Source organism: Rhodococcus sp. Leaf278 (assembly GCF_001426085.1).
In the GTDB taxonomy this organism is placed as follows: Bacteria; Actinomycetota; Actinomycetes; order Mycobacteriales; family Mycobacteriaceae; genus Rhodococcoides.
In genome coordinates this window covers 335,065-359,757 of record NZ_LMRR01000012.1, presented here as the reverse complement: position 1 = coordinate 359,757, position 24,693 = coordinate 335,065, and the positions used below count along the sequence as shown (strand labels likewise).

At 63.7% G+C, this 24,693-nt stretch carries 26 protein-coding genes; 5 read left to right on the top strand and 21 right to left on the bottom strand.

Annotated features, from left to right (window positions below):
* Positions 1-2: 2 nt before the first annotated feature.
* The 3 genes from ASG84_RS14420 to ASG84_RS14410 form a co-directional block, all read right to left on the bottom strand.
* Positions 3-1,514, bottom strand: a complete 1,512-nt coding sequence (locus ASG84_RS14420) for an APC family permease (protein WP_235581659.1) — start codon at positions 1,512-1,514, stop codon at positions 3-5.
* 24 nt (positions 1,515-1,538) lie between these two features.
* Entirely contained in the window at positions 1,539-3,029 is a 1,491-nt protein-coding gene (locus ASG84_RS14415) for an aldehyde dehydrogenase family protein (RefSeq protein ID WP_442970952.1), read from the bottom strand.
* An 87-nt stretch (positions 3,030-3,116) separates the two neighbouring features.
* A complete protein-coding gene (locus ASG84_RS14410; RefSeq protein ID WP_057477797.1) occupies positions 3,117-3,632 on the bottom strand; it encodes a DinB family protein in 516 nt (171 codons plus the stop codon).
* A 57-nt stretch (positions 3,633-3,689) separates the two neighbouring features.
* Between ASG84_RS14410 and ASG84_RS14405 the strand changes: the two genes are divergently transcribed.
* Both ASG84_RS14405 and ASG84_RS14400 read left to right on the top strand, forming a co-directional pair.
* Positions 3,690-3,944 (top strand): hypothetical protein, encoded by a 255-nt coding sequence (locus ASG84_RS14405; RefSeq protein ID WP_032398387.1) that lies wholly within the window; start codon positions 3,690-3,692, stop codon positions 3,942-3,944.
* A gap of 151 nt (positions 3,945-4,095) precedes the next feature.
* A complete protein-coding gene (locus ASG84_RS14400) occupies positions 4,096-4,983 on the top strand; it encodes a YdcF family protein (RefSeq protein ID WP_057477685.1) in 888 nt (295 codons plus the stop codon).
* Here ASG84_RS14400 and ASG84_RS14395 read toward each other — a convergent pair.
* Positions 4,977-5,570: a TetR/AcrR family transcriptional regulator gene (locus ASG84_RS14395; protein ID WP_057477684.1), complete on the bottom strand. Its 594-nt coding sequence runs from the start codon at positions 5,568-5,570 to the stop codon at positions 4,977-4,979. The two genes, ASG84_RS14400 and ASG84_RS14395, sit on opposite strands and share 7 nt — an antisense overlap.
* 76 nt (positions 5,571-5,646) lie before the next feature.
* On the opposite strand from ASG84_RS14395, the gene ASG84_RS14390 reads away from it, so the two are divergent.
* Positions 5,647-6,132 carry a DUF4188 domain-containing protein gene (locus ASG84_RS14390; protein ID WP_057477683.1) on the top strand — a complete coding sequence of 162 codons (486 nt, stop codon included), beginning with the start codon at positions 5,647-5,649 and terminating at the stop codon, positions 6,130-6,132.
* Between the two features lie 4 nt (positions 6,133-6,136).
* Here ASG84_RS14390 and nuoN read toward each other — a convergent pair whose 3' ends face one another.
* From nuoN to ASG84_RS14320, 14 genes are read right to left on the bottom strand one after another with little or no spacing between them, the layout of a single operon-like run.
* Complete coding sequence (gene nuoN / locus ASG84_RS14385) at positions 6,137-7,690, bottom strand: NADH-quinone oxidoreductase subunit NuoN (RefSeq protein ID WP_057477682.1); 1,554 nt, start codon at positions 7,688-7,690, stop codon at positions 6,137-6,139.
* On the bottom strand, positions 7,687-9,225 hold the full coding sequence (locus ASG84_RS14380; protein WP_057477681.1) for an NADH-quinone oxidoreductase subunit M: 1,539 nt from the start codon (positions 9,223-9,225) through the stop codon (positions 7,687-7,689). The genes nuoN and ASG84_RS14380 overlap by 4 nt, the downstream gene beginning before the upstream one ends.
* The gene (gene nuoL / locus ASG84_RS14375) at positions 9,222-11,093 is read right to left on the bottom strand and encodes an NADH-quinone oxidoreductase subunit L (protein WP_057477680.1); all 1,872 of its coding nucleotides are present in this window, start codon (positions 11,091-11,093) and stop codon (positions 9,222-9,224) included. The genes ASG84_RS14380 and nuoL overlap by 4 nt, the downstream gene beginning before the upstream one ends.
* Before the next feature lie 16 nt (positions 11,094-11,109).
* Positions 11,110-11,409, bottom strand: coding sequence for an NADH-quinone oxidoreductase subunit NuoK (nuoK, locus tag ASG84_RS14370; protein WP_008717020.1), 300 nt, complete (start codon positions 11,407-11,409; stop codon positions 11,110-11,112).
* Positions 11,406-12,173: an NADH-quinone oxidoreductase subunit J gene (locus tag ASG84_RS14365; protein ID WP_057477679.1), complete on the bottom strand. Its 768-nt coding sequence runs from the start codon at positions 12,171-12,173 to the stop codon at positions 11,406-11,408. The genes nuoK and ASG84_RS14365 overlap by 4 nt, the downstream gene beginning before the upstream one ends.
* Entirely contained in the window at positions 12,170-12,715 is a 546-nt protein-coding gene (gene nuoI / locus ASG84_RS14360) for an NADH-quinone oxidoreductase subunit NuoI (protein WP_057477678.1), read from the bottom strand. Before nuoI ends, ASG84_RS14365 begins: the two co-directional genes overlap by 4 nt.
* Positions 12,708-13,988 (bottom strand): NADH-quinone oxidoreductase subunit NuoH, encoded by a 1,281-nt coding sequence (gene nuoH / locus ASG84_RS14355; RefSeq protein WP_057477796.1) that lies wholly within the window; start codon positions 13,986-13,988, stop codon positions 12,708-12,710. The genes nuoI and nuoH overlap by 8 nt, the downstream gene beginning before the upstream one ends.
* 26 nt (positions 13,989-14,014) lie before the next feature.
* Positions 14,015-16,519 carry an NADH-quinone oxidoreductase subunit G gene (locus ASG84_RS14350; protein ID WP_082520983.1) on the bottom strand — a complete coding sequence of 835 codons (2,505 nt, stop codon included), beginning with the start codon at positions 16,517-16,519 and terminating at the stop codon, positions 14,015-14,017.
* Positions 16,516-17,817 (bottom strand): NADH-quinone oxidoreductase subunit NuoF, encoded by a 1,302-nt coding sequence (gene nuoF / locus ASG84_RS14345; RefSeq protein WP_057477677.1) that lies wholly within the window; start codon positions 17,815-17,817, stop codon positions 16,516-16,518. The genes ASG84_RS14350 and nuoF overlap by 4 nt, the downstream gene beginning before the upstream one ends.
* Position 17,818: 1 nt before the next feature.
* Positions 17,819-18,745, bottom strand: coding sequence for an NADH-quinone oxidoreductase subunit NuoE (gene nuoE / locus ASG84_RS14340; protein WP_057477676.1), 927 nt, complete (start codon positions 18,743-18,745; stop codon positions 17,819-17,821).
* Complete coding sequence (nuoD, locus tag ASG84_RS14335; protein ID WP_057477675.1) at positions 18,742-20,040, bottom strand: NADH dehydrogenase (quinone) subunit D; 1,299 nt, start codon at positions 20,038-20,040, stop codon at positions 18,742-18,744. The genes nuoE and nuoD overlap by 4 nt, the downstream gene beginning before the upstream one ends.
* On the bottom strand, positions 20,040-20,696 hold the full coding sequence (locus tag ASG84_RS14330) for an NADH-quinone oxidoreductase subunit C (RefSeq protein WP_057477674.1): 657 nt from the start codon (positions 20,694-20,696) through the stop codon (positions 20,040-20,042). Before ASG84_RS14330 ends, nuoD begins: the two co-directional genes overlap by 1 nt.
* Positions 20,693-21,247 (bottom strand): NuoB/complex I 20 kDa subunit family protein, encoded by a 555-nt coding sequence (locus ASG84_RS14325; RefSeq protein ID WP_057477673.1) that lies wholly within the window; start codon positions 21,245-21,247, stop codon positions 20,693-20,695. Before ASG84_RS14325 ends, ASG84_RS14330 begins: the two co-directional genes overlap by 4 nt.
* 55 nt (positions 21,248-21,302) lie before the next feature.
* The gene (locus tag ASG84_RS14320) at positions 21,303-21,662 is read right to left on the bottom strand and encodes an NADH-quinone oxidoreductase subunit A (protein WP_057477794.1); all 360 of its coding nucleotides are present in this window, start codon (positions 21,660-21,662) and stop codon (positions 21,303-21,305) included.
* A 290-nt stretch (positions 21,663-21,952) separates the two neighbouring features.
* Between ASG84_RS14320 and ASG84_RS14315 the strand changes: the two genes are divergently transcribed.
* The gene (locus ASG84_RS14315) at positions 21,953-22,666 is read left to right on the top strand and encodes an aquaporin (RefSeq protein WP_057477672.1); all 714 of its coding nucleotides are present in this window, start codon (positions 21,953-21,955) and stop codon (positions 22,664-22,666) included.
* A gap of 1 nt (position 22,667) precedes the next feature.
* On the opposite strand, the gene ASG84_RS14310 is transcribed toward ASG84_RS14315, so the two are convergent.
* On the bottom strand, positions 22,668-23,114 hold the full coding sequence (locus tag ASG84_RS14310) for a hypothetical protein (protein ID WP_057477793.1): 447 nt from the start codon (positions 23,112-23,114) through the stop codon (positions 22,668-22,670).
* A 79-nt stretch (positions 23,115-23,193) separates the two neighbouring features.
* Positions 23,194-23,844 carry an AMIN-like domain-containing (lipo)protein gene (locus ASG84_RS14305; protein ID WP_057477671.1) on the bottom strand — a complete coding sequence of 217 codons (651 nt, stop codon included), beginning with the start codon at positions 23,842-23,844 and terminating at the stop codon, positions 23,194-23,196.
* A gap of 98 nt (positions 23,845-23,942) precedes the next feature.
* Here ASG84_RS14305 and ASG84_RS14300 point away from each other — a divergent pair, with 98 nt between their 5' ends.
* Positions 23,943-24,218, top strand: coding sequence for a hypothetical protein (locus ASG84_RS14300; protein WP_057477670.1), 276 nt, complete (start codon positions 23,943-23,945; stop codon positions 24,216-24,218).
* A 9-nt stretch (positions 24,219-24,227) separates the two neighbouring features.
* Here the strand turns inward: ASG84_RS14300 and ASG84_RS14295 are convergent, their stop codons facing one another.
* Entirely contained in the window at positions 24,228-24,659 is a 432-nt protein-coding gene (locus ASG84_RS14295; protein WP_057477669.1) for a hypothetical protein, read from the bottom strand.
* Positions 24,660-24,693: the final 34 nt, after the last annotated feature.

Here is a 24,693-nt window from a genome sequence, read left to right as displayed (position 1 = left end):
TTCTAGTTGCCCGTGGAGGCATGTGATTTCAGAGTGCCGATGTGCTTGCGCCCCTTGACTGCGTACCACAGCAGGCCGACGCCCAAGATGCCTCCGATATAGACGAACGCACCGAAGGTGTTGTACCAGGGGGTTCCGTACACGGCCTCTCGTGGCCAGGCGAGATTGATTGCCATCCCGGCACCCCACACCACGGCCGCGATGTTGACCGGCAGCCCGAACTTACCCATTGTGAAATATCCACCGGGTTTCAGATCCTCCGGCGGCCACTCGCCTTTGATGCGTTTGACCAGTAGCGGTCCGGTGACCATCAGATACGCGAGATAGATCATGATGATCGCGATCGAGGTGAGGACCGTGAAGATCTGCGGCTGACCGATGTTGACGACGAGAATGACGATGGCCAGCACGCCGATGGTCACCGCGGGCACCACCGGGGTCTGGGTCTTGGGATTCACCTTGGCCAGGCTCTCGCCGAAGGGCAACGCGTTGTCTCGCGCCATGGCGAACGTGAGCCGGATTGCCGCGGTGTGCACTGCCAACGAGCAGACGAACACGGCGATGACGATGCAGATGAGGAAGACGGTACCCAGCGGGCCCCACATCACCGATTCGACGATGGACTGCAGGCTGCCGTCGGGGCTCCCGAGGGAGGGATCGTTCAGGTCGGGCGCGGCCATGACGGCGAACACCAGGATGGCTCCGCCGATGACGAACGAGGCGAGGATGGCGCGAAAGATCGCTTTGGGGGCGGTGCGTCGCGGTTCGACGGTTTCTTCCCCGAGCGAGCTCGCGGTGTCGAATCCGTACATGACGTAGCCCGACGCCAGCGACGCGACCAGAAAGGCACCGAGGTAACCGCCGCTCTCACCGGCACCGTAGCCGTTGGAGGAGAAGAACACTTCGGGCCCGCGAGTGATGTTGGCCGCGAGCAGGATCGCGATGAGCACGGCCGCAATGAGTTCGATGAACACACCCGCGCTGTTGATCATCGCCATCAGTCGAACTCCGAGTGCGTTGATCGTGGTGGTGATGGCGATCAGGATCGCACCGAGCAGCACTGCGTTGGCCGCGAAGTCGGTGGCACCCGAACCGTCACCGATGATCTGAAATCCGCTCCAGATGCGTGGCAAGTTCAGCTGCAGAGCAAGGGCAACGGCGGCCAGTGTCACGATCGATGCCGTGAGCATCAACCAGCCCGCCGACCAACCGACGATCCTGCGGCCCAACAGCTTCGCCCAGTTGTACACCGATCCCGCCACCGGGTATTTCGCGGCCAGCTCCATGAAGCACAGTGCCACGCAGAGCTGACCGACGAAGACCGCAGGCCACGACCACAGGTACGCCGGCCCGGCGGTGCCGAAACCGAAGTAGAACAGCTGGAACGTGCCGGTGAGAATGGAGATGTAGCTGACGCCTGCGGCGAAGCTGGCGAATTTGCCGAGACTGCGGTCGAGCGATTCCTTGTACCCGAAATCGTCCATCCCGCTCGAGTTGTCGTTCAGTATTGCCATGCCTGTGGCCTTTCCCATCGTGCTCTATCGGGTACCGAACCACCCCGCCGCGGTAGGTGAGGTGTTGTGCCAAATATGCTTCGCTTCTTGATATTCGGACATACCGGACGGACCTAGTTCGCGGCCGTTCCCGGACTGCTTGAAGCCGCCCCATTCCGCGGCCGCCGTGTAGACACCGAAGTCGTTGAGCCACACCGTTCCATGGCGGAGCCCACGCACCATTCTTTCGCCTCGTGCGACGTCGGACGTCCGAACTCCCGCAGCGAGACCGTAATTCGTATCGTTACCCAACAGCAGCGCTTCGGCCTCGGTGTCGAAGCGCTCCACAGTGAGTATGGGCCCGAATGTCTCCTCCTGCACGATATTCATCGACCGAGTGCAATGATCGAAAATCGTGGGGAGGAAGTAGCTACCGTTCTCCAGAGCAGGATCGTCCGGTTTCGTTCCACCGATGACCAACGTCGCACCTTCGTCGATGCCGCCCGCGACGAAGCCTTCGATCTTCTTGCGCTGCGCCTGCGACACCAGCGGTCCGGTCTCGCTGGCCGGGTCCATACCCGGCCCCATCACGATGGTCTTCGCGCGCTCTGCCACGGCGGCGACGAAACGATCGGCCACGGATTCCTCGATGATCAGGCGGGTACCGGCCGAACACACCTGACCGGAATGCAGAAACACTCCGGTCAGCACGTTGTCGACCGAGTCGGCGAAGGCCTGCTCGTCGGCCACCGCGTCGGCGAACACGATGTGAGGGTTCTTGCCGCCGAGTTCTACGGCCACCTTGGTGACATTCTCGGCCGCCGCGGCCAGGATGTGCCGGCCTGTTGCGAGCCCACCGGTGAAGGAAATGAAGTCGACGTCGCGGTTCCTGGTAAGCGCATCTCCGAGGACCGCGCCGCTACCCTGCAGCAGATTGACCACACCCGGAGGTACACCTGCTTCCTCGACCAGCCTGGTGAATGCGATGGTGCTCAGCGGGGTCACTTCGCTCGGTTTGAGAACCATCGTGCAACCGGCCGCAAGCGCGGGGGCGATCTTCCACGAGATCTGCAACAGCGGGTAGTTCCACGGTGCGATCATGACGCACACACCGATCGGCTCGTGCACCACGCGGCTGAGGATTTCGGGCCGGTCGACATCGATCAGTCGATCTGCCTGCACCACCGCGAGATCGGCGTAGAAGCGGAACACCGACGTGACGTCGTCGATGTCGATCTCGCTCTCACCGAACGTCTTTCCGGTGTCGAGGGTTTCGATGCGCGCCAACTTCGCCTTGTCGCGCTGGAGCAAGTCTGCGATGCGATTGAGCAGGTCTTTGCGCTCACCCACCGTCACCGAGCGCCACGGTCCGTCGTCGAACGCGGACCGCGCCGCGGCCACCGCGCGCAACGCGTCGTCGGGCGTGGCCTCGTCCACGACGGCCACCGTGCTGCCGTCGGACGGATCGACGATGTCGCGGGTCCCACCGTCACCGGACCCCAGCCACTGCCCGTCGACGAACAACGAGGGGCGCAATGCGGTCGGATCGAATCCTGCGTCGGAGTCGGTCACCGAAACACCTTCTTCCGTGAGTGGGCCTGATCGTGTGTCTACGTTATGCCCTCAGCGGCCGGTGACTCCATCGATCTGTTCGCGAATGATGTCCGCGTGCCCATTGTGCCGCGCGTATTCGCCGATCATGTGTACGTAGACCATCCTCAGCGACATCGGCCCGCCTCGAGAGTCGACCGGATCCTCGAACGAGTGACGGGCAGCGATCTCGTCCGAGGCCGCACACTCGGCAGCGAATCGCGCGAAGTCCGACTCTGCGCTCGATGCCGTCGCTCCCAGGAAGTCGGAGTCCTTCCCCAGGGCCGCGTCGTACATCGGCTCGAACGACATCGACGCCAGACGCTCTCGAAACCAGATACGTTCGACCTTCGCGAGATGACGGACGAGTCCGAGGAGGGAGAGCGTCGAGTGCGAGAAGGGGCGGCGCGCAAGCTGTTCGGCATCGGCACCGGCACAGATGTTCAGCAATGTGGCTCGATGCCAGCGCAGCACTCCCTCGAGAATCGGTCTCTCGTCACCGACGAGCGGACCGTCGACGGGATCGGGCACGGGCGCTGTGAAGCTCATACGGCGATTGTCGAACATGCGACGGCACCGTGCAGCGCAGCGCATTACGGTGGGGTCATGACTATCGAAGATGTGGGCGGCAGACGAACGGTGACGGCAGACGAGCTCCTTCTGCTCGTGGGTGATCATCTCCTCATCGAGGAGGGCGTTGCGACCGGGTTCATCGAAAGCGCCGGACAGGTTGCCGAGAACGTGGCGGTGACAGTGACCGACGGCGTCGACGGCACCACGACTACCGAGCGCGTTTTTCTCCCCGACGCCGAGGTCACCATCGAACCGGCCGATCGAGGACGCGCCCCCGTCACCCTGTGATGAGCGGAAATTGCCTGCTCAGAAGTACATCGGTGTAACTCGAGAAACTTGGATCACACCAGTCACACTGGTACCGAACTGAGCTATGGTGACGGAAACCCGTCACCGCTCAGAAGGGCAACCGACAGTGCGATCCGGCCGAGCACAACCGATGATCCGTGTTGCCGTTGTCACCTGTGCGGCTGCACTTGCCCTCGGCACGGGCATGGGCGCGGCGACGGCCCAGCCCGCCCCGGCAACAGTCACCGAGGCAGTCCGTTCGGCCGACGCGCAGCAGTACGACGATGCGCAGAACGCTTTGGTCAAGGGTCGCTACGACGCCGGGTTCGCGGCACTGGACGCGGTTGCCGCGGCCGCACCGGACGATGCCAATGTGGCAGCGCTGCAGACGTTCTACGCCAACGCAACCGATGATGCCGCCGCTCGCACGCAGCACTCGGCCCGCCTGCGCACCCTGTCTCCCTCGCTCGCCGATGCGGTGGAGCGGGCCATTGCCGTCATCGACGACGCCGCGACCCGGACGATCGACTTCGCACCGGTCACCGACGGGCCCCGCACCGCGATCGTGGTACTCGGCCTGGGGCTGAACGGCGACGGCAGCATGGCCCCGGAATTGGTGGAGCGACTGAATTCTGCCGTCTCTGTCGCAGAGCGCTCCCCCGAATCGCCCATCATCGTCACCGGCGGAAATCCGCAGAGCGGCATCACCGAGGCCGACGTGATGAAGAAATGGCTGATCGACAACAAGGTCGTTGGCGACCGTATTCACACCGAGCCCACCGCCAATTCGACCGTGCAGAACGCGCAGCGCGCCACCTCGCTGGCGGCGGAGATCGGCGTCGAGAATCTGGTTCTGTCCACGACTCCCAGTCACCTGCGGCGTGCGATATCGGACTTCGAAATCGCCGGCTCCGACGTGATCGGCGCCGCGACTTCTACCCCCGACGACCTCCCGGTACTCCCTGCACTCGCTCCGACGGCACGATTGGGCATGACCGTCGATGCCACCAAGATCCTCGGGATACCGCGCACCTACTGACGCGTCCACCCTCGTAGCACCGACGCAGTCCCGGCATCGAACACCGCACGTCGACTTTCGTCGTCGTACTTCATCGGCATCGCCAACTCCAGCGACACCAACCCGTGCACGATCGCCCAGAACGAATGGCTGATCACCTCGACCGATGCGCCGCTCATGGTGCCGGCCGCGACGGCTCGCCCTACCGCCGCCCGGAGCGGATCCATCGCTGCAGCCGCAAGTTTCGCCTCTTCGGATACATCGACCGAACCGAGAAGGCCGCCGAACATCACGGCGTACAGATGAGGGTTCTGCAGAGCCCAGCGCCGGTAGGCAACGCCGAGTTCGCGCAGATCGACCTCTGGGTCGCTGGTGACCGGCACCTGCCGCTGGGCGTCACCGAAACTGGAGAACGACGCGGCGAACAGAGCCACCAGCAGTTCCGCGCGACCGCCGAACAGTGAGTAGATGGCCGTGGTCGAGGTGCCCTGCGCGGCGGCGAGTTTACGTAGCGACAACGAATCGACGCCGTGTTGGGCAACGCTTTCCGCCGCGGCCTCGAGTAGCCGGGTGCGCAGTTCGGCATCGTGAATTCTCGGTCTCGCCACTTGCGAAACTTACCACGACGGTGTTTTATAACAGTGTCACAGCAATGCCCGACCCCCGAACAGACGGGAACACGTCATGCAACCCATCATCGACGGCCGCAGCACGGTCGAAGCCGACCGCAACACCGTCACGGTCTTTCTCATCGGGATGCGCATCAACAACCCCCTTGCCGTTCGCTCCTGGCTTCCCGCGGTGCGCGCGATGCCACGGATGCTCAGCCATCTCGAACAGGATCCTGCCTCAGGACTGCTCGGCTATCACTCGTGGTTGGGACGCACCACCATGCTGGTCAGCTATTGGCGCAACGCGGAAGACCTCACGCGATTCGCCTCCGATCCCCAGGCACCCCATGCACCGGCCTGGCGCGCGTTCAACCGGTCGGTCGCTGCGACCGGCAATGTCGGCGTATGGCACGAAACCTACACCGCAACAGCGCAGAACAGTGAAGCGATCTACGTGAACATGCCGCCGTTCGGCCTCGCGGGAGCCATCGGTTCGATTCCGGTCGGCACCGGCTCGCACACGTGGAAGCAGCGAATGAAGTCCGCCGAACACGCCTGACGAGCTAGAGGAAGTTCCCCGCTCGCGCGGCGATATCGAGAACGGGCTGGGGAAAGACTCCCAGTGCCACGGTGACGACCACCGACACCCCGATCGCGCACGACACCGATGCGGTAGGACGCACCATGGTGACGGTCCGATCCGTGGGCTCGGTGAAGAACATCAGCACGATCACGCGCACGTAGAAGAACGCCGCAACAGCGCTGCACACCACTCCGACCACGACCAGTGCAGCTCCCCCGGCACCGGAGGCCGCGCTGAATACCGCAAACTTGCCGATGAAGCCGCTGGTGAGTGGGATACCCGCGAACGAGAGCAGGAACAACCCGAACACCGCGGCCACGAGCGGTGAGCGTCGACCGACACCGGCCCACCGTTCCAGGTCGCCTACCTCACCGCGCTCGTCTCGGGCCAGACCGATCACGGCGAATCCACCCAGCGTGCTGAAGGCGTAGGCGAGCAGGTAGAACATCGTGCCCGAAACCCCTGTATCCTCTGCACTACCCAGCGCGGTCACTCCGGTGAGAATGAACCCGGTATGTGCCACGGACGAGTAGGCCAGCATGCGCTTGACGTCGGTCTGCGTCACCGCGACAACCGAACCGAGCACCATCGTCGCGATAGCGATCACCCACAGCATCGGACGCCAACTCGATTCGAGACCGGGTAGCGCCATTCCGAAGATCCGCAGGATCGCACCGAAGGCGGCCACCTTGGTCACGGTGGCCATCAGCGCCGTCACCGGCGTGGGGGCACCCTGGTAGACGTCTGGAATCCACGAATGGAAGGGCACCGCACCGACTTTGAACAGCAACCCCACGGCCAGCAGGGCGGTTCCGATCAGTGCCAACGACTTGCCCTGTCCGTCTACAGCGATTGCGTCGGCGATTCCGTCCAACCGGACCGTCCCGGCGTAGCCGTACAGGAACGCGACTCCGAACAGGAAGAACGCAGACGAGAACGCGCCCAGCAGAAAGTACTTGAGGGCTGCTTCCTGAGAGAGCAGCCGTCGTCGTCTCGCCAGTCCGCACAGCAGATACAGCGGCAAAGACAGCACTTCCAACGCAACGAACATCGTCAGCAGATCGGTAGACGCCGGAAACAACAGCATGCCGCCGATCGCGAACATTGCCAGCGGGAAGACCTCGGTCTGAGCGACGCCTGCATCGATGGCCTCCTTCTCCGCCACGCTGCCCGGAGTGGTGGACGCCTGCGGAGTGAACGAATCGATGCGGCGCTCGGTACCGGTGGAGGTGACGGCGACGGTACGCTCGGCAAGCAGTGCGATTGCCGGAATCGACACCAGCACAATGGTTCCCTGCAGGAACAGGGTCGGCCCGTCTATCGCCACGGCCCCGTTCATCGCATACGCCTCGGTGCCGGCCAGACCGAGAACGGCCGCGAGAGCCACCACCAAACCGGCCAGCGCAAGGCCGAGATGGACCCCACGACGTGCCCGCATCGGCACGAACGCTTCGACCAGGACCCCGAGAACCGCGACACCGAAGACGATCAACATGGGCGACAGCAGTCCGTACTGCACCTCGGGAGTGGTCATGGTTGACCTCCTGCACTGTCGACGATCGTGGATTGCACTGCCGGAGTGATCACGTCGAGGGCCGGTTTCGGGTATACCCCGAACACGATCAGCAACGCGAGCAACGGGACCACCACCAACGCCTCACGGGGAACGAGATCGGAGATCTTCTCGTTGCCCTCTCGGACCGGCCCAGTCATCACTCGCTGGTAGAGCCAGAGAATGTAGATCGCCGACAGCACGAGCGCACCGGTGGCTACGATCGCGGCCACACCGTAGCGCCCGAATGTGCCGATCAACACCAGGAATTCACTGATGAACGGGGCGAGACCGGGCAGCGAGAGCGTGGCGAGACCGGAGACCAGGAAGGTTCCGGCGAGCACCGGCGCGACCTTCTGGACGCCGCCGTAGTCGGCGATCGCTCGTGAACCACGACGGGACACGAGAAAGCCTGCGATCAAGAACAATGCGGCGGTGGAGATTCCATGGTTGACCATGTACAGCGTGGCACCGGCCTGACTCTGGCCGGTCATCGCGAAGATGCCGAGGATGATGAATCCGAAGTGCGAAATAGAGGTGTAGGCAATGAGTCTCATCATGTCGGTCTGACCGATCGCCAGTATCGCGCCGTAGACGATGCCGATCACTGCGAGCGTGATGATCCACGGGGCGAACGTCTGCGACGAGCCGGGAAAGAGCTCGAGGCAGAAGCGCAGCATCGCGAAGGTGCCGACCTTGTCCACCACCGACATCATCAGCACTGCCGTCGCCGGGGTGGACTGCACTGCGGCGTCGGGTAACCACGTATGGAACGGCCACAGGGGTGCCTTGATCGCGAACGCGAGCATGAAACCGAGGAACAGCGCGTTGAGCACTGCCGGATCCACACCGAGCCCGCCCGATGCCGCTGCATCCGCGATTGCGCGTAGATCGAACGTGCCGCCGCCGAACGGACCGTCGGGCCGGGCGGTGACGACGTACAACCCGATGACGGCAGCCAGCATCACCAGGCCGCCGAACAGGTTGTACAGCAGGAACTTCACCGCAGCGCGCGTTCGATGGATTCCCCCGAAACCACCGATGAGAAAGTACATCGGAATGAGCATGGCCTCGAAGAAGATGTAGAACAGCAGTACGTCCAAGGCGAGGAACGAGACGATCACCATGGACTCGACCACCAGGATCAACGCCATGTAGGTGTGCGAGACCCGACGCGATCCGTAGTTCGCGACGCGGCTGCCGTCGTGCCAGCCCGCGACGAGCAGAAGTGGGGTCAGCACGGTGGTGAGCAACACGAGCACGAGGCCGATTCCGTCGAGGCCGAGTGTGTAGCGCGCGCCGAATGCCGCTATCCAGGAATGATCTTCGAGGAACTGGTAGCGATCGCCACCGGCGTCGAAGACGATCGCGAGCACCACCGACAGCGCGAGTGTGCCGGTCGCGAACCCGACGGCGACGCCACGCGCGATCGTCGGACGATCGGCCGGGACGAGGGCGACGAAAATCGCGCCGAGAATCGGCAGAACCCACAGGACGGTCAACCAGGGGAACGTCACAGGACCACCACCATCAGCACGACGAGAACGGCCCCCGCGAACATCGCCAACGCATAGGACCGTACGAATCCGGTCTGCAGCCGCCGAGATCGAGTCGATACTCCGCCGATCGATCTCCCCACCCCGTCCACGACGGCGTCGATGCCCGCATTGTCGGCGTATACGAATGTGCGAGTGAGCTTTTGACCTGGCCGCATCAGCGCGGCCTCGTTGAAGGCGTCGCCGTACAGATCGGCGCGTGCGGCTCTGGTCAGCACCGATACGTCCTCGGGTGGAGTCGGGGGAACGTCGCGGGCGATGTACTTCCGGTACGCGACGCCCGCGCCCACGAGTACCACGCCCAGAACTGCGACCGTGACGACCCAGGCGGGTATCGCGTGTTCCTCGTGCGCCGATCCGACCACCGGTTCCAACCACGTCTCGAGGCGTCCGCCCACCGCGAGGAAGGCTCCCGATGCCACCGAGCCGATGGCCAACAGAATCATGGGCACCGTCATCGTCGCCGACGCCTCGTGCGGATGTGCCTGCGCTGCCCACCGTTTCGGCCCGAAGAATGTCATCAGCATCACCCGAGTCATGTAGAACGCGGTCAGTCCCGCACCGAGCAGTGTCACGCAGCCGAGCACCGCACCTGTCACTCCCCCGGCCGCGAACGCGACCTCGATGATCGGGTCCTTGGCGAAGAAGCCCGAGAACGGCGGTACGCCGATGATGGCGAGGTAGCCCAGACCGAACGTGACGAAAGTGATCGGCATCGCGGCGCGGAGCCCGCCGAACTTTCGCATGTCGGTCTCGTCGGTCATCGCGTGCATCACCGAGCCGGCGCCCAGGAACAGTCCGGCCTTGAAGAATCCGTGCGAGAGCAACAGGACGATGGCGAAGGCATAGCCGGCCGGTCCGAGTCCGGCGGCGAGCACCATGTAGCCGATCTGGCTCATCGTCGAGGCTGCAAGCGCCTTCTTGATGTCGTCCTTCGCACAACCGATCACGGCACCGAACAGCAACGTCACTGCGCCGACGGCGACGGTCGCTGCTCGGGCGGCCGGCGAGGCCTCGAAGATCGGCCCCGATCGGACGATGAGATACACACCGGCGGTGACCATCGTCGCCGCGTGAATCAGTGCGGAGACCGGAGTGGGGCCCTCCATCGCGTCGCCGAGCCACGACTGCAGCGGGACCTGCGCCGACTTTCCGCAGGCGGCAAGCAGCAACATCAGCGCCATCGCGGTGGCCACCGATTCACTCGCATCCCCGATTCCGGCGAACACCACGTCGTACTGCACCGATCCGAAGTTCACGAACATGATCATCAGGGCGATCGCCAGGCCGATATCGCCGACGCGGTTGACCACGAACGCTTTTCGAGCTGCCGAGGCGGCCGACGGCTTGTGCTGCCAGAATCCGATGAGCAGGTACGACGCGAGACCGACACCCTCCCAACCCAGATACAGGCCGAGGAAGTTGTCGGACAGCACCAGCAGCAGCATGGCGGCGAGAAAGAGATTGAGGTACGCGAAGAAGCGCCGACGCTCCGCGTCGTGGCTCATGTATCCGATCGAGTACACGTGAATGAGTGACCCGACTCCGGTGATCAACAGGACGAAACAAATCGACAGTTGATCTGCACGCAGTCCGAAGTCGACCTGCAATTCGTCGACGGGAACCCAGCGGAACAGAGTCTCGGCGATCGCTCTGTTCTGCTCGTCACGCCCGAGCATCGAGGCGAACACCAGTGCGGCGACGACGAACGAAGACACCGCTGCGGCTGTCGCAGCAAGGTGCCCCCACTGGTTGCAGCGCCGGCCACCGAGCAGCAGGACGGCTGCACCGAAGGCCGGCAGAGCCGGGAGAAGCCACAGGATCGACATCGTTTCTGCTCCCCCGTCAGTTCTTCATCAGAGAGTTCTCGTCCATCGAGATCGAGCGACGAGAACGGAAGATGGCCATGATGATCGCCAGGCCCACCACCACCTCGGCAGCAGCGACCACCATGGTGAAGAACGCGAACAACTGCCCGTCGAGATTGCCGTGCATGCGGGAGAAGGTGACGAACGCGAGATTGACTGCGTTGAGCATCAATTCGATGCACATGAACACGATGATGGCGTTGCGCCTGACGATGACTCCCGCTGCGCCGATCGTGAACAGCAGGACCGACAGGTAGAGGTAGTTCTCGGGATTCATCGCTCGTCACCCCCGTCCACCTTGTACTGGCTCCGTGGATCCGCGAACAGTGCATTGACGGACGACTCCGACTCGCTTCCGTCCGGCAGCAGAGCCCGGCGATCCACGCCGTTGTGACGAGCGAACACACCGGGACTCGGCAGCGGTGTCACTCTGGAGCCGTCACGGAACCGGTCCTGCGACATCTCTCGCTGACCCTTCACCGGTCCCAGCGCTTCCCGGTGCGCCAGGATCATGGCCCCGATGGTGGCCGTGATCAACAGCGCTCCGGTCAGCTCGAACGCCCATACGTACTCGACGAAGATCAGCTCGGCCAGGCCTTCGACGTTACCGGTGGTGTTGGCCGCGTCGAGCCCGACGAAATCGAGTCGACCGGCGCGGGCCGAGTCACGTAGTAGTACCCCGATGATCAACAGCCCGAAGCCGATTCCGATGACGACGGCCGCGATACGGTGCCCTCGTAATGTCTCGGTCAGCGACTCCGAGGAGTCCACCCCGACGAGCATCAGGACGAACAGAAACAGCATCATGACCGCGCCGGTATAGACGACGATCTGCACGACACCGAGGAACAGCGCCCCCTGCGCCATATAGAAGGTGGCGAGCACCACCATGGTGGCGGCGAGAAACAGTGCAGAGTAGACAGCTTTCGTGCTCATCACCACACCCAGAGCACCGATGACCGCGACAACACCGAGGGTCCAGAATTGCACGGCCTCACCGGTGGAGGTTGCTTCGAGGGCCAGCTGCACCGTGGCAGTCATCGAACCGGACCGCGATCGGTTTCGGCCTCGCTCTCGGCACCGGTGACGGTGCCGCGGTAGTAGTCCTCGGCCGAACGCCCCGGTGCCATCGCGTGCGGTGGCGCCACCATGTCCGGCTCCAGCGGTGCCAGCAGCGAATCCTTCTCGTAGATCAGGTCTGCTCGGTTGTCACCGGCGAGTTCGTACTCGTTGGTCATCGTCAGAGCCCGTGTCGGACAGGCCTCCACACACAATCCGCAGCCGATGCACCGCAGATAGTTGATCTGGTAGACCCCGCCGTATCGCTCGCCGGGCGAGAACCGCTCGGTCTCGGTGTTGTCCGCTCCTTCGACGTAGATGGCGTCGGCGGGGCACGCCCACGCGCAGAGCTCGCACCCGATGCACTTCTCGAGGCCATCGGCGTACCGATTGAGCTGATGCCGACCGTGATAGCGAACCTCGGTCGGCTTCTTCTCCTCCGGATACAGCTCGGTCTCGGGTTTCTTGAACATCGTGGCGAAGGTGACGCCGAATCCTGCTATGGGACCGAGGAATTCAGGCATCGGCGTTCTCCTTCAGTGACCTGGCCGGGTGTGACCGTGCTCCGGCATGCCGGCTCGCGATGTTCGTGCCCTGCGGGTGGATGGGAGGAACCGGGAATCCGCCCGCCGCAGCGTCGAATTTCTCGGTGGACGCCGGCGGTGGAACGTTCCGGACACGCGACCGCTTCCGAAGCATGAGCAGCAGAGAACCCAGAACGACGACCGCGAAGATCGTCGACGCGACGAACGTGACCACAGGCACGTCGTATCGACCGGCCCCGAGTACCCGAACCGTCGCGATCACCATCACCCACACCAGAGCGACGGGAATGAGGATCTTCCAGCCGAAGTTCATGAACTGGTCGTAACGCAACCTCGGCAACGTCGAACGCAACCAGATGAAGACGAAGAGGAACACCCACACCTTGACGACGAACCACAGCACCGGCCACCATCCGGAATTCGCACCGCTCCACAGACTCAACGGAATCGGAGCCCGCCAGCCGCCCAGGAACAACGTGGTGGCGAGCGCGGACACCGTGACCATGTTGATGTACTCGGCAAGCATGAACATCGCGAAACGCAAGGAGGAGTACTCGGTGTGAAACCCGCCCACCAATTCCCCTTCGGCCTCGGGTAGGTCGAAGGGCGCACGGTTGGTCTCCCCGACCATCGCCGTCACGTACACCAGGAACGACGGCAGGAGCAAGAACACGTACCAGGTGTTCTGTTGCGCAGCAACGATCCCGGAGGTCGACATGGTCCCCGCGTACAGAAAGACTGCAGCGAAGGACAGACCCATCGCAACTTCGTAGGAGATGACTTGCGCCGTCGACCGCAGTGCGCCCAGCAACGGGTAGGTCGAACCCGACGCCCAACCGGCCAAGACGATCCCGTACACACCCACCGAGGTGACCGCGAGGATGTACAGAACCCCCACCGGCAGATCGGTCATCTGTAGCGGAGTCGTGGTACCGAACACCGACACCTCGGGCCCGAACGGAATCACCGCGAAGGCCATGAAGGCAGGAACCACCGAAATGATCGGAGCCAGAATGTAAATCGGCTTGTCGACGCCGGTCGGAGTGATTCCCTCCTTCAGTGCGAGCTTGATCCCGTCCATCAGCGACTGCAACAGTCCCCACGGGCCTACTCGATTGGGCCCGACGCGCATCTGCATCCACGCCATGATCTTGCGTTCGGCATAGATCGCCACGAGCGGTGTGAGAACCAGGAATACGAAGACCGCCAAGGCCTTGCCGATCACCAACCACCACGGGTCGGTGCCGAACATAGACAGATCGGTCGGTGCGGCGACGATCACGATGCCTCACCCCCGGGTCGTTCCGCAGGCTGTGCCCTGCGAATCTTCACCACCGCACCCGACTCTGCGCCGAGCGAGCGGTACACCGAGGAACCGGGCGAGTTCATCGGCACCCACACCACGTTGTCGGGTAGGTCGGAGATGTCGAGCGGCAGCGTGATCGAGCCGCCGTCCGTCTCGACCCGCACCCAGTCACCGGCCTGCGCCTCGATCGTCGACGCAGTCGCCGCGGACAGTCGGACCGTAGGCGGGCGACCGGTCTTCGCGAGATCGACTTCGCCGTCCTGCATCCGCCCCGAGTCGATGAGCATCCGCCACGTGGCGAGAATCGCCTCCCCTGGCGCGAGCGGCGGCGTGTCCTGACGCGGAGTCACTCGGGGCACGGGGATCCGCGATCCGTTCCAGCCACCGAGGCGAGCCAGCTCAGCGCGTGCTGCAGCCGCGTCGGGCAGCGAGAACTCTGCCCCCATCTGTTCGGCGATGGCATCGAGCACGCGCTGGTCGGGTAAGACCGCGCCTGCGCCTAGTGCAGTGTCGAATGCGCGTGGTCGTCCCTCCCAGTCCACGAAGGTTCCCTGCTTGTCGACCACCGGAGCCACCGGGAACACCACGTCGGCGCGATCGGTGACGGCACTGTGTCGAAGTTCGAGACTGACCACGAATGCCGATCGGTCCACCGCGGCGAGCGCACCGCGCGGATCGGGTAGATCGTCAGGGTCGATGCCGGCCGTGATCAGAACGCGATCGGGACCGGCGTCCGCCAATATGGCGGCGGCATCGCGGCCCACGTCTGCGGGGAGTTCGGCCACTCCCCACACGGCTGCCACCTCGGCGCGCGCCGACGCGTCGGCCACAGGCCGCCCGCCCGGCAGCACATTCGGCAGCACGCCGACGTCGAGCGCGCCACGTTCTCCCGCGCGCCGCGGAATCCACGCCAACCTCGCTCCGGTGTCGTCGGCCAACGTCGACGCTGCGGACAGTCCACCCGAGACAGCGCCGAGCCGCTCTCCGACGAGAACGATCGATCCGGGCTCGCGGAGGAGTTGCGCAATCGATTCGGTGCCTCGATCACCGACGTGCAAGGCGTCGAGCCACTGCGGCTCTTCTCCTGGAACCGATTGCAGCAGAACACCATCGAGTTTGCGTAGACCTCTACTGGCCCAGGGCGCGACCGAAGCCACCACCAGGCCCCGAGTTCGGTGCGCCTTGCGCAGTCTCAGGAACACCAACGGCGATTCTTCCTCGGGCTCGAACCCGACGAGCAAAACCACGGGGGCATTCTCGAGGTCGGTATACGTGACTCCCAATCCGGTCCCGGCGATGCGACCGGCCAGGAAGTCCGCTTCCTCTGCGCTGTGGCTACGGTTACGAAAGTCGATATCGTTGGTGTGCAATACCGTTCGAGCGAACTTGGCGTACGCGTAGGAGTCTTCGAGGGTCGATCTTCCACCCACGAGTACCGCCGCTCGACCGATGGACGCGGCCAATCCGGTTGCTGCGGCCGCGAGGGCAGCCGACCACGACGTCTCGACCAATACGCCCGATTCGTCACGGACCATCGGCGCGGTGATGCGGTCGGTCTCGGTGGCGTAGTGGAACGCCCAGCGGCCCTTGTCGCAGTTCCATTCCTCGTTGACCTGGGGATCGTCTCCGGCCAGACGTCGAAGAACCTTGCCGCGTCGGTGGTCGGTACGTTGAGCGCAGCCGCCTGCGCAGTGCTCGCACACGCTCGGCGACGAGGTCAGGTCGTAAGGTCGGGCCCGGAATCGATACTCGGTGTTCGTCAGTGCCCCCACCGGACAGATCTGAACCGTATTTCCCGAGAAGTAGGAGTCGAACGGTTCGTTACCGAAGATGCCCACCTGTTGCACCGCACCTCGTTCGAGCAACTCGATGGAGGGATCTCCGGCAACCTGAGCCGCGAAACGAGTACACCGAGCGCAGAGCACACAGCGCTCTCGATCGAGCAGAACCTCGGCCGACAACGGAATCGGCTTGGGATAGGTACGTTTGGTCTCGGTGAACCTGGACTCGGTGCGGCCCGCAGCCATTGCCTGGTTCTGCAGTGGACATTCACCGCCCTTGTCACACACCGGGCAGTCGAGCGGATGATTGATGAGCAACAGTTCCATCACGCCTCGTTGCGCCTTGTTCGCCGCCTCCGACGTCACCTGTGTGCGCACGACCATGCCGTCGGCCACCGTCGTCGTACAGGATGCCAGCGGCTTCCGCTGCCCCTCGACATCGACGAGACATTGCCGGCAGGCCCCCACCGGATCGAGCAGCGGATGATCACAGAAGCGCGGAATCTGCACTCCCATCAATTCCGCAGCACGAATCACCAACGTGCCCTTGGGAACACTGACTTCGTGGTCGTCGACGGTCAATGTCACCATCTCGACTCCGGTGACCGACTGCTCAGGCTGTGCAGGAGTGGAGCCTGCGGAACGACCCGGGGATTCAGGAGTGGAGCCCGCGGAACGACCCGGGGGTAGCGTCATGACGCCAGCTCCTCTGCCATCAGGGTCGATCGGTGCGGGTCGAACGGGCATCCCTGCTCGGTGACGTGACGGATGTATTCGTCGCGGAAGTACTTCAGCGAGGACACGATGGGACTCGCGGCACCGTCTCCCAACGCGCAGAAGGACTTTCCCGCGATACCGTCTGCGATGTCGAGCAGCGTGGTCAGGTCGCCCTCGGTGCCGGTACCACCGTCGAGACGCCTGAGGATCTGCACCAGCCAGTAGGTCCCCTCCCGGCACGGTGTGCATTTTCCACAGGATTCGTGTGCGTAGAACTCGGTCCACCGCAACACCGCTCGCACCACACACGTCGTGTCGTCGAAGATCTGCAGTGCTTTGGTACCCAACATCGATCCGGCGGCACCGACGCCTTCGTAGTCGAGTGGGACATCGAGATGCTCGCCGGTGAACATCGGTGTCGAGGATCCTCCCGGCGTCCAGAATTTCAGTTCGCGTCCCGGTCTGATCCCGCCCGCGTAGCCGAGCAACTCTCGCAGCGTGATCCCCAGCGGTGCCTCGTACTGTCCCGGACGGCAGACGTGGCCCGACATGGAATACAGCGTGAACCCCGGTGACTTCTCGCTGCCCATCGACCGGAACCACTCGATTCCCTTGCGCAGGATCACCGGAACGCTGGCGATAGATTCGACGTTGTTCACCACGGTCGGGCGCGCGTACAGGCCCGCCACTGCGGGGAACGGTGGCCGCAGCCGAGGTTGCCCACGCCGACCCTCCAACGAATCGAGCAGGGCTGTCTCTTCGCCGCAGATGTATGCGCCGGCCCCGGCGTGAATTACCAGCTCGAGGTCGAAGCCCGATCCGAGAACGTCCTGTCCCACATAGCCCGCCGCGTAGGCCTCGGCGACCGCGGCCTGCAGCCTGCGTAGCACCGGAACCACTTCACCGCGGACATACACGAAGGCGTGGGACGCGCGAATTGCGTACGCGGCGATCACTATTCCCTCGATCAGGGTGTGCGGACTCGCCATCAGCAGCGGCATGTCCTTGCAGGTACCCGGCTCGGACTCGTCGGCATTGACCACCAGATAGTGCTCTTTGCCGTCGTTCTGGGGTATGAAGCTCCACTTCGTTCCGGTAGGAAAGCCCGCACCACCTCTGCCTCGTAGGCCGGATTCCTTGACGAAGGCGATGAGGTCGTCGGGGTCCATCGCGAGAGCCTTCTCGAGCCCCGCGTATCCGTCGTGACTTCGGTAGGTGTCGAGAGTCCACGAGTCCTTTTCGTCCCAGAACTCGCTCAAGACCGGCGTCAGGGCCATGTCACTCCCCCTTCGTCGATGGATCGGTCTCGGTGGTGTTCGGCTGTGGTGGCACGGTGGCCGAGGGCGCCGGGGCAGGCTTGTCTCGCACCGTGTCCGCAATTGCTTCGGCTCCGACATCGGGGGTCTCGACATCGGGGGTCTCGACATCGGGGTGCCCGTCGTCCGGGTTCGATGCGACCTCGGGGGCAGACATGGCGTGCTCTCGGGCGTACCGCAGACCGGCGAGAGTAGCTTCGCCTGCGCCACTGGATGATTCGACCGACTCACGGGAGTCGTCGGGAAATCCGGCGAGAATTCGTTCGGTCTCACGAAACGTGCACAGTGCTGCTCCACGCGTCGGGGTGACCTGGGCACCGGATCGAAGTGCATCGACCAGATCCCGCGCAGACGACGGGGTGCTGTTGTCGAAGAACTCCCAATTGACCATCATCACCGGTGCGTAGTCGCACGCGGCGTTGCATTCGATGTGTTCGAGAGTGATGGTGCCATCGGCGGTCGTCTGGCCGTGGTCGATATCGAGGTGGTCACGCAGGGTGTCCATGATGGCGTCACCGCCCATGACGGCGCACAGCGTATTGGTGCACACGCCGACCCGATACGTCCCCGTGGGCTCGCGGCGATACATCGAATAGAACGTTGCGACGGCAGTGACCTCAGCGCCGGTCAGTTCGAGTACGTCGGAACAGAATTCGATCCCGGCGGGGGTGAGGTAGCCGTCCTCGGATTGCACGAGATGCAGCAATGGCAGCAGCGCCGATCGTGCCTGCGGATAACGTGCGACAACGGTCTCGGCATCGGCCCGCAGCCGGGTGAGCACCTCGGCGGGATACGACGTTCGCGCACCCGGCCCGGCCAGTTGCACCGCTTCGTCCGGGCGGGCCCCGAGTTGAATCAGAACCGGCTCCGAGTGCGGCTGCGCGGTCATCGGTCCACCCCACCCATCACCGGATCGATGCTGGCAACCGCAGCGATCACGTCGGAGATCATGCCGCCCTCGCACATCGCGGCCACTGCCTGCAGATTGGTGAAGGAAGGGTCTCTGAAATGCACTCGGTACGGCCGTGTTCCGCCGTCGCTGACGATGTGGACACCCAGCTCACCTCGTGGAGACTCCACCGACGACAACACCTGCCCCGCCGGTACGCGCATCCCCTCGGTCACCAGTTTGAAGTGGTGGATCAGCGATTCCATCGAGGTATCCATGATGGTGCGCACGTGATCCTGCGAGTTGCCCAGGCCATCGGGTCCCGACACCAGATCGGCAGGCCAGGCGATCTTCTTGTCGTCGATGACGACGGGTCCCGGTCGCAGGCGATCGAGGGTCTGTTCGACGATCTTGAGTGATTCCTTCATCTCCTCCACCCGGATCAGATAGCGCCCGTAACAGTCGCTTCCGGTGTCGGTCACCACGTCGAACTCGTAGCTGTCGTATCCGCAGTAGGGATCGGAACGGCGCAGATCGTAGGGCAGCCCGGTCGACCGAAGCACCGGGCCGGTGACGCCGAGGGCCATGCATCCGGTGAGGTCCAGGTAGCCGACGTTCTCGGTTCTGGCCTTCCAGATCGGGTTGTCGTTGAGCATGAGTTCGAGATCTCGAAGGCGTCCTGGCAGCACTCGGAGAAGCTCGCGCACCTTGTCGATCGCATTGTCCGGGAGATCTTGAGACAGCCCTCCAGGACGGATGTATGCGTGATTCATTCGGAGCCCGGTGATGGCCTCGAAGACATCGAGGATCAGCTCTCGCTCGCGGAAGCCGAACAGCATCGCCGTCACCGCACCCAATTCCATTCCGCCCGTTGCCAATGCAACCAAGTGGGACGAAATGCGATTCAGCTCCATCAGCATCACGCGGATCACCGTTGCGCGCTCGGGGATGTCGTCGGTGATGTCGAGCAGCTTCTCCACACCGAGGCAGTACGCAGTTTCGTTGAAGAACGGCGACAGGTAGTCCATGCGGGTGACGAAGGTGACGCCCTGAGTCCAGTTCCGATACTCGAGGTTCTTCTCGATTCCGGTGTGCAGGTAGCCGATTCCGCACCGAGCCTCGGTAACGGTCTCGCCCTCGATTTCGAGAATCAACCGCAGTACCCCGTGGGTGGACGGGTGTTGCGGACCCATGTTCACCACGATCCGTTCGGTGCTGGACCCGCGCGCCAGTTCGACGACGTCGTCCCAATCCTGCCCCGATACCGCATATATGGTTTCGTCTGTTGCGCTCATCAGTTGTACGACCTGCGCTCGTTCGGGGGCGCAACCCGAGCGCCCTTGTACTCGATGGGAATTCCGCCGAGCGGATAATCCTTGCGCTGCGGGTGACCGACCCAGTCGTCGGGCATCTCGATACGCGTCAATGCAGGATGGCCGTCGAACACGATGCCGAAGAAGTCGTAGACCTCGCGTTCGTGCCAATCGTTGGTGGGATACACCCCACACAGTGAGGGCGTGTGTGGATCCGCATCGGGTACGGCGACTTCGATTCGCAGGCGACGTCCGTGTGTGATGGAGACAAGGTGGTACACCGCATGCAATTCGCGGCCGGTCTGATCCGGATAGTGCACACCCGATGCGCCCGTGCACAGTTCGAATCGCAGCTCGTCGTCGTCGCGCAGCGTTTGCGCCACGACGGGCACATGCTGTCGAGTGAGATGGAGTGTCAACTCGCCACGATGTGTCACGACGCGTTCGACGGCGTCCTCGTACGGCACTGCACCGGCTTCGAGAACTGCGGCCAGCCGGTCGACCACTGCATCGAAGTAACCGCCGTAGGGCCGCACGGCGGTATCGAGCGCTGCCACCGGTGGTTGCAGTCGGCCATAGCCGGATGTGTCACCGGTGCCTTGGACACCGAACATCCCGCGGGGCCCGTGGGCAGTCATCGCAGCAGGCCCTTGAGGTCGATCGTCGGGGTGGACGACAGCGCCGCGGCTTCGGCGGCCGCGCGCACCTGCTCGCGATTGACCCCGAGCGGCATTTGCTGAATCTTCTTGTGCAACTCCAGAATTGCGTTGAGCAACATCTCCGGTCGCGGCGGGCAACCCGGCAGATAGATGTCGACAGGAACAATGTGATCGACGCCTTGGACCACCGCGTAATTGTTGAACATCCCGCCGGAGGACGCGCAGACCCCCATGGCCAGGACCCATTTGGGTTCGGCCATCTGGTCGTACACCTGCCGCAGCACCGGACCCATCTTCTGGCTGACACGCCCCGCCACAATCATCAGATCTGCTTGCCGCGGAGACGCGCGAAACGCTTCCATGCCGAATCGGGCAAGGTCGAACCGCCCGGACGTGGTGGCCATCATCTCGATCGCGCAGCACGCGAGACCGAACGTGGCAGGCCACAGCGAACCTTTACGGGCGTATCCGGCCAACCCTTCGACGGTGGTCAACAGAAATCCACTGGGTAGCTTTTCTTCGAGTCCCATCGATCACGCTCTTTCGCTTCCGCAGAAATGAGAACAAGCACGGTTCATCGTCGAGTCAATCCCAACCGAGGCCGCCCCGCCGCCACTCGTACACGTACGCGACCGACACGTTGACGACGAACAGCGCCATCGCGACCAGCCCGAACGCGCCCAGTACATCGAGATGGACGGCCCACGGATAGAGAAAGACGATTTCGATGTCGAAGATGATGAAGAGCATTGCGGTCAAATAGAACTTCACCGGAAACCGTTGCCCCGTAGGCGCATGCATCGTGGGCTCGATACCGCACTCGTACGCGTCGAATTTGGCGCGGTTGTATCGTGCGGGCCCCACCATGGTGCCGACCATCACCGAGAACACCGCGAAGACGATCGCAATGACACCGAGAACGAGAATCGGAACGTAGGCGTTCATTCGGGCATCCGCTCCCTCGATCGACGTCCGCGCCGACGCGAAGTAAATGCGACGGCCGTACCAATGTGACCTGAACCACACAGTATGGGTTCGGTGCGAATCTCGCGGGATTTCGAGCGGTCCAGTTTCCTACACCGTTGACACTCATGGCGGCCCGTCCCCGAGTGCCACCGCCGGTGTATTCCGTATCACCACCTCGATCGCATGCGCTCCGAGCAGCGGTCGACGACAAACCATCGAATATTGCCGGCCGCCCGAGCACGGGCCGCCGTGATCAAGAAGGAGAAACGATGAAATCGATTTCCGTCTCGGCGCTCGCCGCCGAGGGACTGGGAATTGCCCTGCTCGTGATCTTCGGCGTCGGCACCGCCGTCATAGCGGGCGACACCGTCGGAACCCCGGGCATCGCTCTGGCCTTCGGGCTGACACTGCTTGCCCTCGTGTACGCGATCGGCCCTGTCTCGGGCTGCCACATCAACCCGGCCGTGACGATCGGAGCGCTGATCGCTCGCGCAATCACCCCGATCAAAGCTGCGTTCTACATCGCCGCCCAGGCCGTCGGTGCACTGATCGGCGCGCTGATCGTTCTGGCGGTAGCGTCCGGCCGCCCCGGGTACGACATGTCGTCGGACGGTCTGGGCACCAATGGATTCGGCACCTCCTCGCCCGGAGCGTACGGGCTGATGTCGGTGGCGGTGTTCGAGACGATCGCGACCGGCCTGCTCGTCCTCGTCGTACTGGCCACCACGGCTCCTACCGTTCACCCCGTCGTCGCGGCCGGCATCCCGATCGGCCTGACCCTGACCGTGGTTCACCTACTGGGCATCGGCATCGACTCGACCTCGGTCAACCCGGCTCGGTCTTTCGGACCTGCGCTCGTCGCCGGCGGACCTGCACTGTCTCAACTCTGGGTGTTCGTGGTGTTCCCTGTGCTCGGAGCCGTCATCGCCGGTTCGATCCACCGGTTCGTGCTGACGGTGCCAGCATCGGAGAAGACGGTCTGACCTAACGCTGTTGGGAGACCCCGTCGACGTGAACCGAGTGCTGCCTCAACAGATCCACCACCGCACGCCCGAGCCGCATGGGATCCAGCGGGTGCGCGATCGCAGCCTCGGCGCGTGACCAGTCCGCCAACCACCTGTCGTCGGGGCGGCCGATGAGTACCAGCACCGGCGGGCACGGATCGATCTCGTCCTTGAGCTGCTTCGCCAAGCCGAGCCCTCCGACGGGTGAGGACTCGCCGTCGAGAATGGCCAAGTCGACTTCGCCGGCATCCATGTGCTCGATGACGACAGCTGCCGTGGCGATGTCGACGTAGTCGATCTCGCCGAGCACCGGATCCGGTCGCGTTCCCACGGCAGACTTCACCCGAGTGCGAGTCTCGGCATTGCTGCTGTAGACGAGCACCCGCAGTCGAGCCGGCAGATTCTCTCTCGCAGTGGCGTCGGACACACCGGGGATGCTACCGCTCGGCCGACGCAGACGGACCGAAACAGCCAGGGCCGAGGTGCATTCGACGTTCACGCGTTCGTCAGGATGCGATGCTGACGATCACTGCGGCAGGACTTTCCGTCGTGGTCACCGTGAATTCGGGCCGATCGGCACCCACCCCGATGAACGATTGCGAAATTCCGCCGGGATCGGCCAGAAAGTCGACCGAGACCACGGCCGAATTCGCATCGTTGCGTATCCGCTCGGGCCCGGCGTAGGCCGGGACGGCAACGTCCGGTTCTGTCGACGTCCCGGACAGATCGACCTGCAGTACGGACTTTCCCGGCACCGCGACGGGTTCACTCGTGGCGTATCGCACCGCCTCGTCGACATAACGAACCGTGTACGACACCGGTCCGTTGCCCGCCAGCCGATATTCGACGGCCGAAGACCCCACGAACACGACATCGGCGACACCGACCGGCGACATTCCCGGGTATCGGGCACCTTCGAGATTCGGGGGAAGCTCGTCGGCGTAGGGAATCACGGCCGTTGGAGCGGCGGTGGGACCCGGAACAGCAAGCGGATCTCCGACCATCAAAGAACCCGTGACCGTGGTGTAGTTCGTGCCGGCCGGGACCTCGTCGATCCCGGTGGCGACGTCGGTACCGGAGCAGCCCGTCAGCACAACAGCCACCAGTGACCAGGCCGCCATGGACGCACCCGGCTTGCTGTGGTGACCTTCGTACATCGCCGTAACCTACCGAACAAACCGATCGGTTCGGTAGTGCTGCTCCGACGCTATTCGGTCACGATCACACCGACGGTCGATGCTGCTAGCGTCGGTATATGGAGCCGAAAAGTTATTCGTCAGGCGAGCGTGTGTTCGGTCCGCCCAACGGGACGTTCGACGCGGACTGGGCTGCGACTGCACTGCGCTCCAACCGCCCCGAATTGGACCACCCCACCTCGGTACGCCTCGTAGAACAAGCCTGGGAGCTGCTGCGAACGCAGGGACTGCGAGGGGAACGACTCACCGCTGCGCTGGACCTGGAGCCGGGTCTTGCTGCTGCGGTGTCCGCGGTCGCCACCGAGACCGCCGAGTTGTATCTGGACCCTCGGTAGCTCTCGGTTTCAGCTCGAACCGAACTGCTGGATTGCGAAACCGGTGAGCAGTACGGCTGTACCGCCGATTTCGCCGACGATCAACGCCACCATGAACAGATGCGTCCCCGGGACGGGATCGACGAACTGGTTCTCGGTATCCCGGCGGACCCCATGTACGGTGTATCCGGCAATCGCACCCACGAAGAACAGCAACACCACCGACGCGGCGGCCAGGTCGACCAGAACCGGCCAGGCACTGAACTGCGCCAGAACGGCCAAGACCAGCGCGGCGAACGAGTACATCAGCGCCGCCCGGTGAGCGATGTCGACGTACCGATGCGCAGCCCCGTCCGCCGAGGTCGACATCTGGCGGTATTTCAACACCCCCAACCCCAGAGCCCACAGCAACAGAAGACCTGCCGCCAGGACGATCACCTTTGTATCCAGCGCCAACTGCATCTTCGACTCCCCCACTCGATTACGCGCCGAAGGT